The 15,316-nt window shown below is 58.3% G+C and carries 17 protein-coding genes and 1 tRNA gene; 10 read left to right on the forward strand and 8 right to left on the reverse strand.

Features of this window, described 5'->3' with window-relative positions; genetic code table 11:
* The first annotated feature begins 38 nt into the window (after window positions 1-38).
* Genes SynNOUM97013_RS05480 through sds form a run of 5 tightly spaced genes read left to right on the forward strand, consistent with a single transcriptional unit; the run spans window position 39 to window position 4,547 of the window.
* Window positions 39-779 (forward strand): 2-phosphosulfolactate phosphatase family protein, encoded by a 741-nt coding sequence (locus SynNOUM97013_RS05480; RefSeq protein ID WP_186481456.1) that lies wholly within the window; start codon window positions 39-41, stop codon window positions 777-779.
* Between the two features lie 52 nt (window positions 780-831).
* On the forward strand, window positions 832-1,653 hold the full coding sequence (locus SynNOUM97013_RS05485; protein ID WP_186481115.1) for a carbon-nitrogen hydrolase family protein: 822 nt from the start codon (window positions 832-834) through the stop codon (window positions 1,651-1,653).
* Between the two features lie 5 nt (window positions 1,654-1,658).
* A complete protein-coding gene (locus SynNOUM97013_RS05490) occupies window positions 1,659-2,750 on the forward strand; it encodes an N-acetylmuramoyl-L-alanine amidase (RefSeq protein ID WP_186481116.1) in 1,092 nt (363 codons plus the stop codon).
* On the forward strand, window positions 2,747-3,535 hold the full coding sequence (gene murI, locus SynNOUM97013_RS05495) for a glutamate racemase (RefSeq protein ID WP_186481117.1): 789 nt from the start codon (window positions 2,747-2,749) through the stop codon (window positions 3,533-3,535). The genes SynNOUM97013_RS05490 and murI overlap by 4 nt, the downstream gene beginning before the upstream one ends.
* Window positions 3,536-3,575: 40 nt before the next feature.
* A complete protein-coding gene (sds, locus tag SynNOUM97013_RS05500; RefSeq protein ID WP_186481118.1) occupies window positions 3,576-4,547 on the forward strand; it encodes a solanesyl diphosphate synthase in 972 nt (323 codons plus the stop codon).
* Here sds and SynNOUM97013_RS05505 read toward each other — a convergent pair whose 3' ends face one another.
* Window positions 4,548-5,258, reverse strand: a complete 711-nt coding sequence (locus SynNOUM97013_RS05505) for an HAD family phosphatase (RefSeq protein ID WP_186481119.1) — start codon at window positions 5,256-5,258, stop codon at window positions 4,548-4,550.
* A gap of 485 nt (window positions 5,259-5,743) precedes the next feature.
* Complete coding sequence (locus SynNOUM97013_RS05510) at window positions 5,744-6,004, reverse strand: hypothetical protein (RefSeq protein ID WP_186481120.1); 261 nt, start codon at window positions 6,002-6,004, stop codon at window positions 5,744-5,746.
* 542 nt (window positions 6,005-6,546) lie between these two features.
* On the opposite strand from SynNOUM97013_RS05510, the gene acs reads away from it, so the two are divergent.
* A complete protein-coding gene (gene acs, locus SynNOUM97013_RS05515) occupies window positions 6,547-8,520 on the forward strand; it encodes an acetate--CoA ligase (protein ID WP_186481121.1) in 1,974 nt (657 codons plus the stop codon).
* 8 nt (window positions 8,521-8,528) lie between these two features.
* Here the strand turns inward: acs and SynNOUM97013_RS05520 are convergent, their stop codons facing one another.
* Window positions 8,529-9,254, reverse strand: coding sequence for a DUF1350 family protein (locus tag SynNOUM97013_RS05520; protein ID WP_186481122.1), 726 nt, complete (start codon window positions 9,252-9,254; stop codon window positions 8,529-8,531).
* Window positions 9,251-9,709 carry a peroxiredoxin gene (locus SynNOUM97013_RS05525; RefSeq protein WP_186481123.1) on the reverse strand — a complete coding sequence of 153 codons (459 nt, stop codon included), beginning with the start codon at window positions 9,707-9,709 and terminating at the stop codon, window positions 9,251-9,253. Before SynNOUM97013_RS05525 ends, SynNOUM97013_RS05520 begins: the two co-directional genes overlap by 4 nt.
* An 86-nt stretch (window positions 9,710-9,795) precedes the next feature.
* Between SynNOUM97013_RS05525 and SynNOUM97013_RS05530 the strand changes: the two genes are divergently transcribed.
* The 4 genes from SynNOUM97013_RS05530 (at window position 9,796) to SynNOUM97013_RS05545 (ending at window position 12,919) form a co-directional block, all read left to right on the forward strand.
* On the forward strand, window positions 9,796-10,689 hold the full coding sequence (locus SynNOUM97013_RS05530) for a 3'-5' exonuclease (protein ID WP_186481124.1): 894 nt from the start codon (window positions 9,796-9,798) through the stop codon (window positions 10,687-10,689).
* 70 nt (window positions 10,690-10,759) lie between these two features.
* On the forward strand, window positions 10,760-11,029 hold the full coding sequence (locus SynNOUM97013_RS05535; RefSeq protein WP_186481125.1) for a hypothetical protein: 270 nt from the start codon (window positions 10,760-10,762) through the stop codon (window positions 11,027-11,029).
* A gap of 110 nt (window positions 11,030-11,139) precedes the next feature.
* A complete protein-coding gene (locus tag SynNOUM97013_RS05540; protein WP_186481126.1) occupies window positions 11,140-12,120 on the forward strand; it encodes a PstS family phosphate ABC transporter substrate-binding protein in 981 nt (326 codons plus the stop codon).
* Window positions 12,121-12,271: 151 nt separating this feature from the next.
* The gene (locus SynNOUM97013_RS05545) at window positions 12,272-12,919 is read left to right on the forward strand and encodes a Crp/Fnr family transcriptional regulator (protein ID WP_186481127.1); all 648 of its coding nucleotides are present in this window, start codon (window positions 12,272-12,274) and stop codon (window positions 12,917-12,919) included.
* Between the two features lie 92 nt (window positions 12,920-13,011).
* Here SynNOUM97013_RS05545 and SynNOUM97013_RS05550 read toward each other — a convergent pair.
* The 4 genes from SynNOUM97013_RS05550 to msrA all read right to left on the reverse strand — a co-directional run bounded on the left by SynNOUM97013_RS05550 (window position 13,012) and on the right by msrA (window position 14,414).
* Window positions 13,012-13,085: transfer RNA gene (locus tag SynNOUM97013_RS05550), tRNA-Pro, on the reverse strand.
* Between the two features lie 17 nt (window positions 13,086-13,102).
* Window positions 13,103-13,450, reverse strand: coding sequence for a hypothetical protein (locus tag SynNOUM97013_RS05555; protein WP_186481128.1), 348 nt, complete (start codon window positions 13,448-13,450; stop codon window positions 13,103-13,105).
* Between the two features lie 65 nt (window positions 13,451-13,515).
* Complete coding sequence (locus SynNOUM97013_RS05560; protein WP_186481129.1) at window positions 13,516-13,695, reverse strand: hypothetical protein; 180 nt, start codon at window positions 13,693-13,695, stop codon at window positions 13,516-13,518.
* Window positions 13,692-14,414, reverse strand: coding sequence for a peptide-methionine (S)-S-oxide reductase MsrA (msrA, locus tag SynNOUM97013_RS05565; RefSeq protein ID WP_186481130.1), 723 nt, complete (start codon window positions 14,412-14,414; stop codon window positions 13,692-13,694). Before msrA ends, SynNOUM97013_RS05560 begins: the two co-directional genes overlap by 4 nt.
* Window positions 14,415-15,316 lie beyond the last annotated feature (902 nt).

Genomic DNA, 15,316 nt, shown 5'->3' on the forward strand with positions numbered 1-15,316 from the left:
TCTCGGTACTGTGACGCACGCTGATCGTGACCGTGGCCATGCAGGTTTCCTATTTCCACGTGGCCTCGGATGTGCCCGAGTCCGTCGGGACCGCTGATGGGCCTGATGCCGCAGTGGTGATTGATGTACTGCGGGCCACGACCACCATCGCCTGGGCCCTTCACAACGGCGCTGAGGCCGTGCAGGCGTTTGCCGATCTCGACCAATTGCGCGCCGAAGCCGATGCCTGGCCTGCCGAGCGCCGTCTTCTGGTGGGTGAACGCGGTGGCAGCAAAATTGCAGGCTTTGACCTGGGTAATTCACCGGTGGCGGTGACTCCCGAGGTGGTGCAGGGCAAGCGGCTATTCATGAGCACCACCAATGGAACGCGGGCTCTGCAACGTGTCCGAGGGGTGTCCTGCCTGCTCACGGTGTCACTCCCCAATCGACGTGCCGTTGCGGAGCGACTGCTTCAGGAACGCCATCAGCAAATCCTGATCTTGGGAAGTGGCTGGGAAGGCACCTATTCCTTGGAGGACTCTCTGGCCGCCGGTGCTCTCGCTGCCTTGCTGGTGGAGGCCGGTGCCGCTGTCGCGAACGATGAACTCCAGGCTGCCCTGGCGCTGTGGAGGCAGTGGGAGCATGACCCTGAGGCCTGTTTACGCACGGCATCTCATGGTCAGCGCCTGATGGGTCTGGGCAATCACGATGCCGATTTCAGCTGTTGTGCCGGCTTGGATCAGTTGCCGGTGGTGCCCACGCAGGTGGAGCCCGGTGTCTTACGAGCTATTCGTGTCTGACCACGCGTTGCTTGATCAGCAATACAGTTTCAGCGACTGAACTCTGACCTCTGTGCGTGATTTCCTGGCTGCGGCCGTGCAACTCACCAGCAGCTCCGATCCCGAGCGCAATTTCGCCGCTGCCGAGGAACAGATCGATCTCGCCACACGCCGTGGCGCTGAGCTGATCGGCTTGCCCGAAAACTTTGCCTTCATCGGTGATGACGCGCGGCGGCTGGAGATTGCTCCAACTCTTGCGGAACAGGCTTCGCGCTTTCTCGTCACCATGGCGCGCCGCTACCAGGTGGTGATTCTTGGCGGAGGCTTCCCTGTTCCCGTCGGGGACGATGCGCACACCTATCAGCGGGCCCAACTGGTGGGTCGTGATGGTCAGATTTTGTCCAGTTACGACAAGATCCACCTCTTCGACGTCGACCTGCCTGATGGCAGTTCCTATCGGGAGTCCGCAGGCTTCAGTTCCGGGGCTGAACTGCCACCTGTGGTGGATGTGCCAGGACTGTGCAGGGTGGGGGTGTCCATTTGCTACGACGTGCGCTTCCCTGAGCTCTACCGACATCTGATCGGAGCAGGAGCTGAGTTGCTGATGATTCCCGCCGCCTTTACGGCCTTTACGGGCAAGGATCACTGGCAGGTGCTGTTGCAGGCCCGTGCGATTGAAAACACGGCCTATGTGCTCGCACCCGCCCAGACAGGAACTCATGCCGGGCGCCGTCAGAGCCATGGTCACGCCATGGTGATTGATCCGTGGGGAACGGTTCTGGCCGATGCCGGGGTCAGTGCCGGTGCTGCGATTGCCCCGGTCGATCTTGATCATCTCCAGCGCATCCGCACGCAGATGCCCTGTCTGCAGCACCGCAGAACTGCCTTGTTCTGACCCTGATGCCTCGGCTTCCCCGTCGTCTCAGTGCTCTGCTGGTCGCTGCTGCCGTGCAGTCCACAGGATTGTTGTGGTCTTTGCCAGCCCGTGCTGCCAGTGCTTTGGCGGCCTGGTCACTGGGCAGCGACGGTGTGTTGCAGCTGCGGACGGCCACGGGTGCACGCCTGGATGCTTTTTTCGAAGCGGGTGAAGCGGGCCGGGGGCCCAGGGTCTGGATCGATTTCCCAGGGGAGCTGAGTCGACCTCGCAAACTGCGCGGTTCCGGCCCCGTTCGTGAGGTCCGTCTGGGCAAGCCCAATCCGGGCGCGACTCGGCTGGTGGTGGAGTTTCAGCCTGGGGTTCAACTCGATCCGGGGCAGCTTCGGCTGATCGGCACGTCACCAGATCGTTGGAAGTTGATGTTTGAGGGCCTGCCGACCCGGGGGTTGCGCACCATTGGCGAAGGTGATCTGAACCGTGCCAGTTCCGGTCAGTGGGGCGGCGTGCGCATCCAACCCACCAAAACGCCTGTGAATGCGGCGGGGCTTCCTGATGTGCCGCGCGGCCGTTATCGGGTGGTCATCGATCCGGGCCACGGTGGACCTGACCCTGGGGCCGTGGGAATTCGAGGCATTCGTGAGGCTGAAATTGTCCTGGATATTTCCCTGCAAGTGGCTCGCTTGCTGGAAGCCAAGGGTGTTCAGGTCACCTTGACGCGAACGGCTGAAGTGGATGTGGACTTGCCTCCGCGCGTCGCTCTGGCCAACCGCCTCGGTGCCACGGCCTTTGTGAGCATTCACGCCAATGCGATCAGCATGTCGCGCCCCGAGGTGAACGGCATTGAGACCTTCTACTTTTCTGATCCGCGCTCCGCGCGTCTGGCTGCCCACATTCAGCAGCAGGTGCTGAATGTGTCGCCCGGCAGTCCGAACCGTGGTGTTCGCAAGGGCCGCTTTTTCGTGATCCGCCGCACCACCATGCCCTCGGCCCTGGTGGAAACAGGATTTGTGACCGGAAACATCGATTCGCCGCGCCTGGCCGATCCAGCACATCGGCGTCGTTTGTCACTGGCGATCGCCACCGGCATCCTCGAGTATCTGCAGGGCCTGCGATGAGCATTCGTCTTGGCCTGTTCGACAGCGGCCTGGGAGGTCTCACCGTGCTCCGCCGTGTCCTGGAGCGGCATGGTTCCCTGCCCGTGATCTATCTCGGCGATACGGCGCGGGTGCCCTACGGCAGCCGTTCGCCATCAGAGATCCGCGCCATCGCCAGCGAAGTGGTCGGTTGGCTACGTCAACAGAACGTGTCCACGGTGGTGATGGCTTGCAACACCACCAATGCATTGGCCAGAGAAGTGACGGAAGGTCAGGCTGGCGTCCCGGTTGTGGGCCTGATCGGTGCCGCTGCGGCAATGGTGCGCGAATCGCGTGTCGGGGTTCTTGCCACCCCCGCCACGGTGGCCTCCGGTGCCTACCGCGAAAGCATTGAGGCCCTGCATCCCGGAACCCTGGTGGTGCAGCAGGCATGTCCTGATTTCGTTCCGCTGATTGAGTCAGGGGATCTGCGCTCGGATGCGCTGCGCGAAGCGGCCGTTCAGTACCTGCAGCCGCTGCTTGAGGCTTCTGTGCAATCGATTGTCTTGGGTTGTACCCACTACCCGTTGCTGGTGCCGCTGCTCACGAATCTGCTGCCGGACTCCATTCGTCTGATTGATCCAGCGCTTGGTGTTGCCAGCCAGTTGGACGCGTTACTGGGCACGCCCATCCCCGGCGGATTGGATCAGCCTCTGGCGTTGACAGAGACACGCATCTGCGTGACTGCGGATGCCGATGGCTTTGCAGACCGTGCCACCCCCTGGCTGGGGCAACGGCCGAGGGTCGAGCTGGTGGGTCTGCAGTGATCGGTCAATGCCTTCTAGGATCTCCGCACCGAGGGGATTCATGACCACCGTCACCGAGTTGTTGCAGCCGGTTGAGGCGGATCTTGAGATCCTGCTCAGCGATCTTCGGAGCCTGATCGGCGCCGGACATCCCATCCTTCAAGCTGCCGCTGAGCACCTTTTCAGTGCTGGAGGGAAAAAGCTTCGTCCCGGCATCGTTCTGTTGATCTCACGGGCTTTAGCCGCTGACGGCCAGCTGACTCCCCGTCATCGAAGGCTGGCCGAAATCACCGAGATGATCCATACGGCCTCGTTGGTTCACGATGACGTGGTCGACGAAGCCGCGACACGCCGAGGTGTTGAAACTGTCCATAGCCGCTTCAACCATCGCGTCGCTGTCCTGGCTGGCGACTTTCTGTTCGCTCAGGCCAGCTGGCATCTGGCCAATCTCGACAATCTGGATGTCGTCAAACTGCTCAGCCGAGTGATCATGGATCTGGCTGATGGTGAAGTGAAACAAGGGCTGTTCCGCTACGACACGGGCCAGACCTTCGAGTCCTATCTGGAAAAGAGCTACTGCAAAACCGCCTCTCTTGTGGCCAACAGCGCTCGGGCTGCCGGTGTTCTCAGCGGATGTACAGACCCTCAGCTCGAATCGCTGTATCGCTACGGACGCCAGCTGGGTCTGGCTTTCCAGGTGGTGGACGACATCCTTGATTTCACGGGCAATGATCAGCAGCTCGGCAAGCCTGCAGCCAGTGACCTTTCCAGTGGTTATCTAACGGCACCGGCGCTATACGCCTTGGAGCAGAACCCTTCGATGGGCGTGTTGATCGAGCGTGAATTCAGCAACGATGGTGATCTTGAAGAGGCCTTGGCCTTCATTCGCCAGTCCGATGCGATTGCCCGCACCCGTCAGCTGGCTGAAACTTTCGCGCAGGAATCCCGGGAAGCGTTGACTTGGTTGCCGGACTCCGCTTCGAAAACAGCTTTGATCGAACTGCCTGATTTTGTGCTCAGCCGTTTGTATTGATCAGCTTGTGCTGATGAGCGTTTCAAGGTGCTGACACGCTTGGTTCAAATTGCTTATCAGGGTCAAGCGATCGCCGTTTGCTTGTTGAGGGATTGATTTTTTGGGGACTTCGAGAGGTCCGGCGTTGATGAGTTTCCAGACGATGCAGCCTGCGGTGAGCGCCGACTGAGTTCCCGCTTCAGAGTCTTCAAAGGCCCAGCAGTGCTCGGTTTGGACGTTCAGCCGCTTCGCAGCCAAAAGATACGGATCGCCCTCCGGTTTGCCGGCCTTCAGTTCGGGATCGTCACCGCAAACCATGGTCATCCATGGCCCAAGCCAGGGGTGATGGGTGATTTTGTTCATCACCGATGGTTTATCGCTGCTTGTGACGAGGGCGATCGGGATGTGGAAGCGTTGCGCACTGCTGATCAAGGCTTCTGCCCCGTCGATGGCTGAGGCGTAGGGCAGCAACTTCACGGCGATGGGTTGACGCACCATCAACAGTTGATCTGGGGTGACTGATGAGTCGAGCCAGGAACACACCTGGCGTGCATTGTCGAGTCTGCGGCGGCCCTGCAGGCTCAACAGTTGTGCAGTGGTCAGTTGGGTGCCGAAATAAGCAGCTGCTTCGGACCAGGCACGCGCATGCAATGGCTCCGTATCGAGCAACAATCCATCCAGATCAAACAGACAGGCTTGGGGCGCTGCGCTGGGTCGGTTCAGATTGGGCATCTCTGCTTGCAGCAGCCGATCGAAATGTTCTTAGCCCTCAAGGATCTGGTGACGCTGGTCGGTTGGCGGAAATTCTCCTCAAACCATTGCTGATCAGACAAGCGACCCCCTCCCACCGGGCACAAGCTTCATTCTGGATCTCTCCCTAGCGTTCAACAACGTTCCGGAAAGTCCTGCAAGGCCTGACTAGGGCTCTTCATGCTGCCGAGATCCTCAAGATCAATGTCACGGAGGCTTTGATGGCACTGAGGCCCGCGATCGTCCATCCTGTAAGCGTTCCAAGGTCTGAGGACCCAACGAGAGAACTCAACAATCAAATCTCGGAGCTTCAAGCTCGAGTCGCCTTCCCTCAACATTGGAGTAGCGGGGAGCACGAAATGAATCTGTACAGGCTTCGCAAACTGCTCCACCAAAAACGTCAGTTGAGCGATGACGCTGAAAAGTGAGGATGCACCCATCAATTGTTGGTGATGCTGCCTTCAGCCTCAAGTCTCAGAAGTGGCATTGAGGTGGATGCCCTTCATGGTGTTTTTCAAGTTGGCAACATCTTGAAGACCTTCCGCGCTGAACCAAGGTGCGTGGTCCCAGCTGAACCCTTCGCCAAAGGTGTTGTCAGGAGCCACAACGTACCAATGGCAATCCACGTCAGGTGCATCCACAGAGCATTGAGACCAGTCATTGGCCCACTGCGGTACCTGGACCCACATGACCGCCGCAAAAACCAAAGAGAACAGGGATTGCAACATGAGTCCGGCGAGACAGGTTGAGACCCTAAGGGAAAGATTTGTTTTTGTGAGGAGGCAGTCCTGCATAGTGCATGCATGAAACAGCCGAACGTCAAGCAACTCAGATCGCTTCGGCTCTCCGCTTTAGCGCGGGATCATAGGGCGATTGCTGAACTGAATGCACGAATCTCCAACTCGCCTGACTACCTGGTGGAAGAGCTGATGAATCGGCACGGCTGGCCTGCCCATGAGGCCATTTGCGCCGTTCAGCAGCTGCAAGAAACAGCCCTTCGTCATACCTCAGACCAGGCGGACTGATCTTCTGTCTGATCGGTTCTCACCCCCGTTCAGGAGGTCGTGCTTCGAAAAGGTTTGAGCCAAGGTTCTGTCTGGCTGAGATGTGGCATCTATCTTTTGATCTAGGCGAAAACGGGCAATCCCGATGTGATGCGTTGCGACCGGCGTAGTGATCAGTGAAAGCTGCTCAGCATCTGCCGGCACTTGTTGACACCTGATGTCAGCGGCAATCAGTCACAGCCTGCATCCCGACTAGAACACCCCCGATGAGCAGCGAAGGATCCACCATTGAAAGCGTGCTTCATGAGCAACGCGTTTTCGCACCACCGAGCGACTTCACCCGTTCCGCCCGAATTGGTGGCATGGATGCTTACACGGCATTGGCCGAAGCCGCACGACAGGATCCAGATGCGTTCTGGGGAGATGCAGCCCGTCGGGAGCTGGAGTGGTTTCAGCCTTTTGACACCGTTCTCGACTGGTCTGATGCGCCATTCGCCCGTTGGTTCGAGGGTGGTACGACCAACATTTCCCACAACTGCCTCGACCGGCACCTGAAAACGGATCGCGCGGACAAGACAGCGCTGATTTGGGAAGGGGAGCCCGGTGATGTGCGCAAATTCACCTACCGCGAACTGCACGCTGAGGTTTGCAAGGCCGCCAATGCCCTGAAGGCCCAGGGCATTGGCAAGGGAGATCTCGTGGCGCTGTACATGCCGATGGTGCCTGAAGCGGCCATTGCCATGCTCGCCTGCGCCAGGATCGGCGCACCCCACTCGGTGGTGTTCGGTGGCTTCTCCGCCGAAGCTCTTAGAGACCGTTTGATCGATGGTGAAGCCAAGGCGGTGATCACGGCTGATGGGGGATTCCGCAAGGACAAGCCCGTGTCACTCAAGCCAGCTGTCGATGCAGCGTTGGCGGATGGTGCTTGTCCGTCTGTTCAATCAGTGCTGGTTGTGCAACGCACCAAACAGCCTGTTGAGATGGTCGATGGCCGTGACTTTTGGTGGCATGAACAGGTCGATGGGCAGGGCAGCGATTGCCCCGCCGAGCCGATGGCGAGTGAAGATCGTCTCTTCGTCCTTTACACATCGGGATCCACCGGCAAGCCCAAGGGTGTGGTGCACAGCACTGCCGGCTATAACCTCTGGGCCCATCTCACTTTCCAGTGGATCTTCGACATCCGTGAGGATGACGTCTACTGGTGCACCGCTGACGTGGGCTGGATCACCGGACACAGCTACATCGTCTACGGACCCTTGTCGAATGGTTCGACCACTGTCATGTACGAGGGAGCTCCACGACCCTCGAAGCCTGGTGCGTTCTGGGAGCTGATTCAGAAGCACGGCATCACGATCTTCTACACCGCTCCGACGGCGATCCGCGCCTTCATGAAGAACGGTCGTGAGGTGCCTGATCAGCACGACATGAGCAGTCTGCGTCTGCTCGGCACCGTGGGTGAGCCGATCAACCCGGAAGCTTGGATGTGGTACCGCGATGTGATCGGCGGTGGTCGCTGCCCCATCATCGATACCTGGTGGCAGACCGAAACCGGCGGCGTGATGATCAGTCCGCTCCCAGGCGCAACTCCTACCAAGCCGGGCTCAGCAACATTGCCGTTGCCTGGCATCGAAGCTGATGTGGTCGATGCCGAGGGCAACAGCTGCGCCGCTGATGAAGGTGGATACCTGGTGGTGCGTCGTCCCTGGCCGGGCATGATGCGCACCGTGCACGGCAACCCTCAACGCTTCCGCGAGAGCTATTGGGAGCACATCCGCCCCGCGGATGGCAGTCACATCTACTTTGCGGGCGATGGAGCTCGTCGCGATCAAGACGGCTATTTCTGGGTGATGGGTCGCGTTGATGACGTGATCAACGTTTCAGGTCATCGTCTCGGCACGATGGAAATTGAATCGGCACTGGTGAGTCACCCAGCTGTTGCAGAAGCGGCCGTGGTTGGACGACCTGATGACCTCAAGGGTGAAGGCATTGTTGCATTCGTCACGCTGGAGTCGGGTCGTGATTCCGACGATGCCCTCATCGCCGAGCTGCGTGCCCATGTGGGAGCGGAGATCGGCCCGATTGCCAAGCCGGATGAAATCCGTTGCAGTGATGCTCTGCCCAAGACGCGCAGCGGCAAAATCATGCGGCGCATCCTGCGTGCCTTGGCGGCCGGTGAGGAAGTCAGTGGCGACACCAGCACCCTCGAGGATCGCTCTGTGCTGGATCGGCTTCGGGCCTAAGCCTCGAATCAGATCCTCGCCAACAGCGCATCCGTCAGTCTGCGGATGCGCTTTTTCTTCGCTGGGTCATCGGCCCAGTCACCGAGCAGGCCCTGGCGTAGGCCAGCACTGGCGGGAGTGAGGTGATCTCCAGACATCTGCAGAAATTCACTGGCATCCTGATCTCGGCTTTGCAGAGCCTGAAGAAGATCCGGGCTTTGATCCAATGCGTCATCCCCGAACCGAACCACCAGATTGTTGGGCTGGAGGTAGTAGCGCTGGATCAGTTTCAGGGTTTCCTCAGGCCCTGGGCTGAACTCCGTCACCACCCCGAGGGCTGGGGCGACGGTACCCAGCAACGGAATCGAGCGATCAGCCTTGAAATTGTTGAAGCTCAAAGCTGCTAAGCCCAGACAGCCCCGCCCCCCATCTGGTGCCAAGAGGTGCAGTTTGCAGCCCAGGCTGTGACCGAGGCGAAGGGTTGTGAGGGGATACCCCAGGCGTTGCTCGAGGCTCTGACGGCATTGACGCAACTGTTGCCAGGCTTCTCGCGCCTGCAACTGATGGTCGAAACCGGGGACATAGCTCCAGGCATGAATGGCCAGTTGATCAGCAGCCAGTGACTCCAGCAGCCGTTTGTAACTGATCTGGGGACTGGCAGCGAGATAGCTGCCTCCAACAAATTCCACCACGCCTCGGATGGCGGTGGATGGCCACAGGCACCAGCATTGATCGCGACGCTGCCAGCGGTTCACCCTTTCGCCAGCTGTTGGACGATGGTTTCGGCTTCTTTCACATGCGCTGGACCATCGAGAAGATCGTTGAACACGTGACGGATCACGCCTTGCTGGTCAATCACGTAAGTGACGCGTGAGGGCAGCAGGCCAAAGGTTTTGGGAACCCCAAAAGCCCGACGCAGCGACTGTGTGCGATCACTCAGCAAAGGAAATGGGAGGTTGTAGCGCTGCGCAAAGCGTCGATGGCTCACCGCGTCATCGCCGCTCACGCCCCACACTTCCGCACCCAGTCGGGTGAGCTCACTGTGACGATCCCGGAACGTGCAGGCTTCAGCCGTGCATCCGGGGGTTTCATCCTTGGGGTAAAAGAACAGCACCAGAATCCGACCTTTCACGTCATCCAGGCGTCTGGTCTCACCGGATTGATCCTCCAGGGAAAAGGATGGAGCCGGGTCACCGATCTTCAGAGCCATGGGAGGTCGTGGTTCCCACAAACCCTAGGAAGTGGTCGGCGATGGCGAGAGAATGGTGGCTGGCCCATCGTTCCCTCCTCCTCACCATGAGCGAGTTCCCGCCAGTGCCCGGTCAGTTGGATCTGCTTCAGGTCTTGGGAACGCCGACTGAAGCTGCCGATCCTCCCATTGATCAGCCTCTGGCTAAGCGGCAACCCGAATCCATAGCCGCTCCAGATCGCCAGCTGAATCAACCTGCAGCCGCTCCACTGCCTAATTCCCGAAGGAAACAAGGCGATGTTTCTGAACAGCTGCTGATTGTCGACACGGAAACCACGGGCCTTGACTCGGACACGGATCAATGCCTCGAGGTGGGGGCGATCCTTTTCTCCGTGTCATCACGTCAGGTGCTGGCCCAGGTGTCCTTTCTGCTTCCTGTCGACAGCAATCCAGCAGAAGCGATCAATCGCATTCCTGCATCAGTGACGCGGATGCCACAACCCTGGCAACAGGGTCTGGCCTATTTCCAGGAGCTCATGAGCAGTGCTGATCTGCTGGTGGCACACAACGCTGCCTTCGATCGCCAATGGTTCGGCCAGGGGGTGCTGCCCCCGGCATCACGCCCCTGGTTGTGCACGCTTGAGGATGTTCGCTGGCCTGCGGAGCGACAGCTCAGGGCGCGGCCATCGGTCATTGATTTGGCCTTGGCTTACGGCGTCCCGGTTTGGGCAGCCCATCGTGCCCTGACGGATTGTCTCTACCTGGCCGAAGTGTTTCGCCGTTGTGATGATTTGGAGCTGCTGATCGAACGCGGGCTCGAGCCTCGTTGTCTGATGCGCGCTCAGGTGTCATACGACGACAGGCATCTCGCTCGAGAGGCTGGATTCCGCTGGAATGATCCGGTGAAAGGGGCTTGGGTTAGGCGTCTTTCGGAGAGGGAAGCTGAGGAGCTCGCCTTCCCTGTGGTTCCCGTCGACAACGCCATACCGATGGCGTGCTGATTTGCTTCAGCAGTCCGAAGCCTCATGGGAGGTTTGCCACGGGATGGATTCAGCTGGCCAGGCTGGGTCCATGGCCTTTGCAAAGCCTTCACTCACGGTTCGTTCACGCCTGCAGCGATGGCAGCAGGTGCGGACCTGGGCGAGGTTGATTCGAGAGGCCGAATGTCTCTGGCATGTGGATGTGCGGGAGCTCAAGCGGCTTGGAGCGCTGGAACTGGCACAGCTGTTGAAAGAGGTGCCAGTCGGGCAGCGTTCACGCGTGAATCGCTGGCTTACGCGTTATGCCGTGTCTACGCGGTTGCCCTGCCGTTGCCGTGAGTCTTCTGATCACCGGAGTTAATCTTCGGCGCCCAAGGTGCTTTTTGGTTGTTGCACCCGAGATGTTGATCGCTTGGCTGTGCTGCTGATAAATCCTGTTGATTGGTTCAGATCATGCTGATGCGGATTTGTATGAGAGGCCTCCGACTGGGTCTCGTCACATCCCTGTCTTTGGTAACGGCCACCGGATTGTCCGCTGCATCGGCGCAACGTCTGAGGATGTCTGGTGATGTCGCCCCAAAGCGCCTGTATCAGCGCTTGTTGGCTCAGTTGTCCGATTCTGGCGGTCCACGGGTTGATTACCAGGTTGGTCGCCCCGCGTCTGGGCGCCTTGGCCTAACGGCTCAGCGTGTTGATCTCGGAGTCTCGGATTCACCGATGCGGCCAGAGGACATGGCCAAGGTGAAACAGGGAGTGGTTCAGATCCCAGTGGTGGGTGAGGCGATTGCCATTGCCTACAACAAGCCAGGTTGTGATTTGAAGCTCAGCCAGGAGCAGCTCGTGCTGCTGGCCATGGGCGAAATCACCAACTGGGAGCGGTTCGGTTGTGCGTCAGGTCCGATTGCTTGGATCCACCCGGCTGATGCATCCAGTGCCACTTTGGCGTTGACGCAGTCCATGCAACTGTTTTCAACCCAATGGACGCTTGGAGTCGACAACATCGTGCTCTGGCCTGGTCGCAATGCCGTGGCTGTACGCAGCATTGCCGGGGTCGCTGAACGTCTGACTCAACAGGAGGGCTCGATGGGTTATCTCCCTGGTTCGGCGATGCAAGACTCACTCAGAGCTGCTGCAGTTCAGAACCGAAAAGGTGAATTCGTGCTGCCTTCACCTGCAGCAGGTGCGGCAGCTTTGAATGCCATTGCTCTGGATTTCAATCTGGCTGGCTTTGCCCCCAATCCCGTCGCCGAGGGTGCTTACCCGATTACACGCCTCAGCTGGTTGTTGGCTTACCGCTCAGGCAATCGAGAAAGTACAGAAGCTGTTCAAGCAGTGATCACGTTCCTGTTGAGTGATCAAGCACAGCGTGAGGCCGCAGGCTATGGATGGATTCCATTGCGTGGCCTCATCCTTGAAACAGCGCGAGCTGCAGTTGCAAAGATTGCAATTTAGTGCTCTATTGTTAATAGAACTAAGCGTGTTCGTTTACGCAATTAATCAAAGCATTGACTGGTCTTAAGCGCCTCATAAGCATCTGTTTGCCGGCTCTTGGTGACTAGCTTCAGGCAAGGCTAATAGTGTTATTTAGGACACGCTTGATGCCATGTTCAGTGCACCGAAAAAGACGTTTCATTCGTCAGATGCCTTTCGGCGGGGATTGGAATCCAATTTCCAAAAACGCCATCTGGTTCATCTTTCCTCCGGCAGCACAGTTCCTCTGCACAAATCTTGCTTGTGGATCGTTGTGCGGGGAATGGTCAGGCTGGGTGCGCTGACGGTGCATGGTGATGAGTTGATGTTGGGCCTGGCTGGGCCGAATGAATCATTCGGTGAGCCCCTGAGCAATGTGCCTGCGTTTGAAGCCATCGCCTTGAGCGACTGTGATTTGCTTTGCATCCCGATTGAGGAGATTCATGACTCTCCTGGGTTGGCTCAGGATTTGCTCAGCACGGTGATGTTGAGGCAGCGACAGGCAACTCACCTGCTTGCTGTGGTGGGTCTCCGTCGCATCGAAGAACGTGTTCGCGGTTTTCTGGAGTTGTTGGCTGTGGATTACGGACAGCCCTGTGAGCACGGATTGCGATTGCCTGTGCGGCTCACCCATCAAGATATGGCCAATGCCCTGAGCACCACAAGGGTCACGGTGACCCGGATCATCGGTCAGTTGAAGGATGAGGGTTGGCTGCTGCTGGACCAGCAACGGCATCTGGTGATGACCCATCCCAAGCGTTCTGAGCTTCGCAAGCATTGATCACAGGCGATCATTCACGAGCTGCGGTCGTGATCAACCCAAAAAAAAGACCTCTCAGGAGAGAGGTCTTCATTGGGAGATGGATCGTCAAATCGGAGCGGCGGGATTTGAACCCACGACCCCCACTACCCCAAAGTGGTGCGCTACCAAGCTGCGCCACGCCCCGACGGCGAATGCAAGCTATCACAGGGCATTGCCCCGTCTGGTGCGTCGTTTAATCCGGGTCAGAAGTCGGGTTGTGAGTTGCTCTCGGTTTTCACTCGCATAGCCCCAAACACGCAGTTCTCGCGCCAGCGCACGCAGCGAGCAGAGGTTCATCGAGGCCAGTTGGAGTTCGGGAAGCGTTCTCCAGGCCTTCGACGCCATCGGCAGGTTGGAGCGTGAGCTGGTTTCCCCGAGATTGAGCGTGCCGTCGGCGATCCACTCGGGAATCAACACCACCAGCACGGCGATCAACCCGTACAGCTCGACGAGCCCCCTTGGCAGCGGATGCAGGCGACGGGGGCCTTGCGGTTCGGCAGGGGACGGCAAGGCGCTCGAAGGAACCAGACCCTTTTGACTTTGGCAGGTCTCTCTGCCGAGAGGCGCAGGAGTGGTCAGATCGCCAGGGATCCCTCAACGGGTGACTCGATCGTCGAAGGCGGTGTTGTGTCTTTCCAGAGAAAGGGGCGGTCCTGATCGGAGCCGGGACGAAACAGAAACGCCATGCCGATCACCAGCACGATGGTCAAGGCGATCACCGCCAGAACAACTCTGTCGGGTAGCGGCTCATTCATGCCTGCAGCTGAATCGGACGGTTGTCACCACGCAGGATGCAGTGGCTGATGCTCCAGTCGTAGTGCGACCACACCTGGCGAGGCAGTCGGTACTGCGCTCCTGGAAATTCTCCCAGCGCCAGTCCGGTGGGCATGGCAGAGCAGTAGGGCCTGCTGCCGGGACGGGCCAGGTACTGCTGGTGGTAGGCCTCAGCGAAATAGAAGGTGCGGTCTGCAGCAATTTCAGTGGTGATGGTCCCCTTGCCGGCTTCCGACAACTGGCGTTGATAGGAGTCACGGCTGGCAAGGGCCAACTCCATCTGACGGGCGTTGGTGGTGTACACCGCTGAACGGTATTGACTGCCCTGGTCGTTGCCTTGGCGGTCTCCTTGGGTGGGGTCGTGGCATTCCCAGAACAGCTTGAGCAGATCACTCACATCGATGGCTGGTGCGCTCCAGACGACACGGACGACCTCGGTGTGACCTGTTCTGCCACTGCAGACCTGCTCGTAGGAGGGAGTTTCGCTCTGCCCCCCCGCATAGCCCACAGCTGTTGAGACGACTCCGGGCAGTCGCCAGAAACCTTTTTCAGCACCCCAGAAGCATCCACAACCAAAGATTATTTCCTCTTGGTCGTCCATCAAGGGTGCGTGGAGAGGAGTGCCTAGAACCACGTGGCGGGCTTCGGCGTTGTTGTTCTGTTGACCTTGCTGAGAACCCGTCAGCCAGTTGGGCAGCATGGGATTGATGTCGCGATTGCAACCCTAGGCAGATGTCTGGGGATCCAGGCGGATGTGATCCAGCAGTATTTCGCCCACCGAACTCCCCTAACTGACCGCAGCAACGAGATGGATGCGTTGTGCGCGGGTTCGGCTAGTACAGGAAATAACGCAACTTTCAAAGAAATCCTTGAGAAAATGCCTGGCAGGTTCTGCTCCAATCGGTTTTTTATCGGCAGATCTGCTTCCCGGCATCCCCATCATTCCATCCGTGAATGTGGACGGTTTTGGTTGCTTTGCTAGAGGCTGAGATATCGCGTTCCTGATAGGGGCCAATACTTGGTTGTAGTTCCATGACCTCCAATGTCAGAAGAGCAACTCAAAGCCTTTCTAGAATTGGTTAAATCTGATGTACGAGCCTTCAGGAAAAGCTCATAGCATCAGTCTTCCCTGACGCTGTGATTGATATCGCCAAAGAAACAGGGTTCCTTGTGGAGAGAGGAGCTGCAGGGTGCGGCGGCGGACGGATACGGGTGGTTAGCGAGGTGTCACGATTGATGAGATTACAGTGAGACGAAACTTACGCCTTCAAACTCCTGCGTTTTGGTAGGTGATTTTCATTGTCTCAAAAGTCTGACCAACTCTATTAATCAGCCCTCAATGCCTGGTGCCATTGCTAACAAAAAATCACTCAGCCTGTCGTCAAATTAATCCATAAAAAAATAAAACACTGTAAGTATAGTCTCACTCTTCTTTGGCGCTACATCTACTTACGGTCCCTCGACGCACTGGCTAAATACTTGCTCGCTTGCGCTACCGCTGACAATTTTTGCTTATCATTTGCAAAGAGTTTTAGGAAGCAAAAGGCGGAACATCTTGGGTTGACGGTTCTGGATTGTCCTGTTGCATGGCCTTGTGCCTTC

It is taken from the genome of Synechococcus sp. NOUM97013 (assembly GCF_014279815.1).
Lineage (GTDB): Bacteria > Cyanobacteriota > Cyanobacteriia > PCC-6307 > Cyanobiaceae > Synechococcus_C.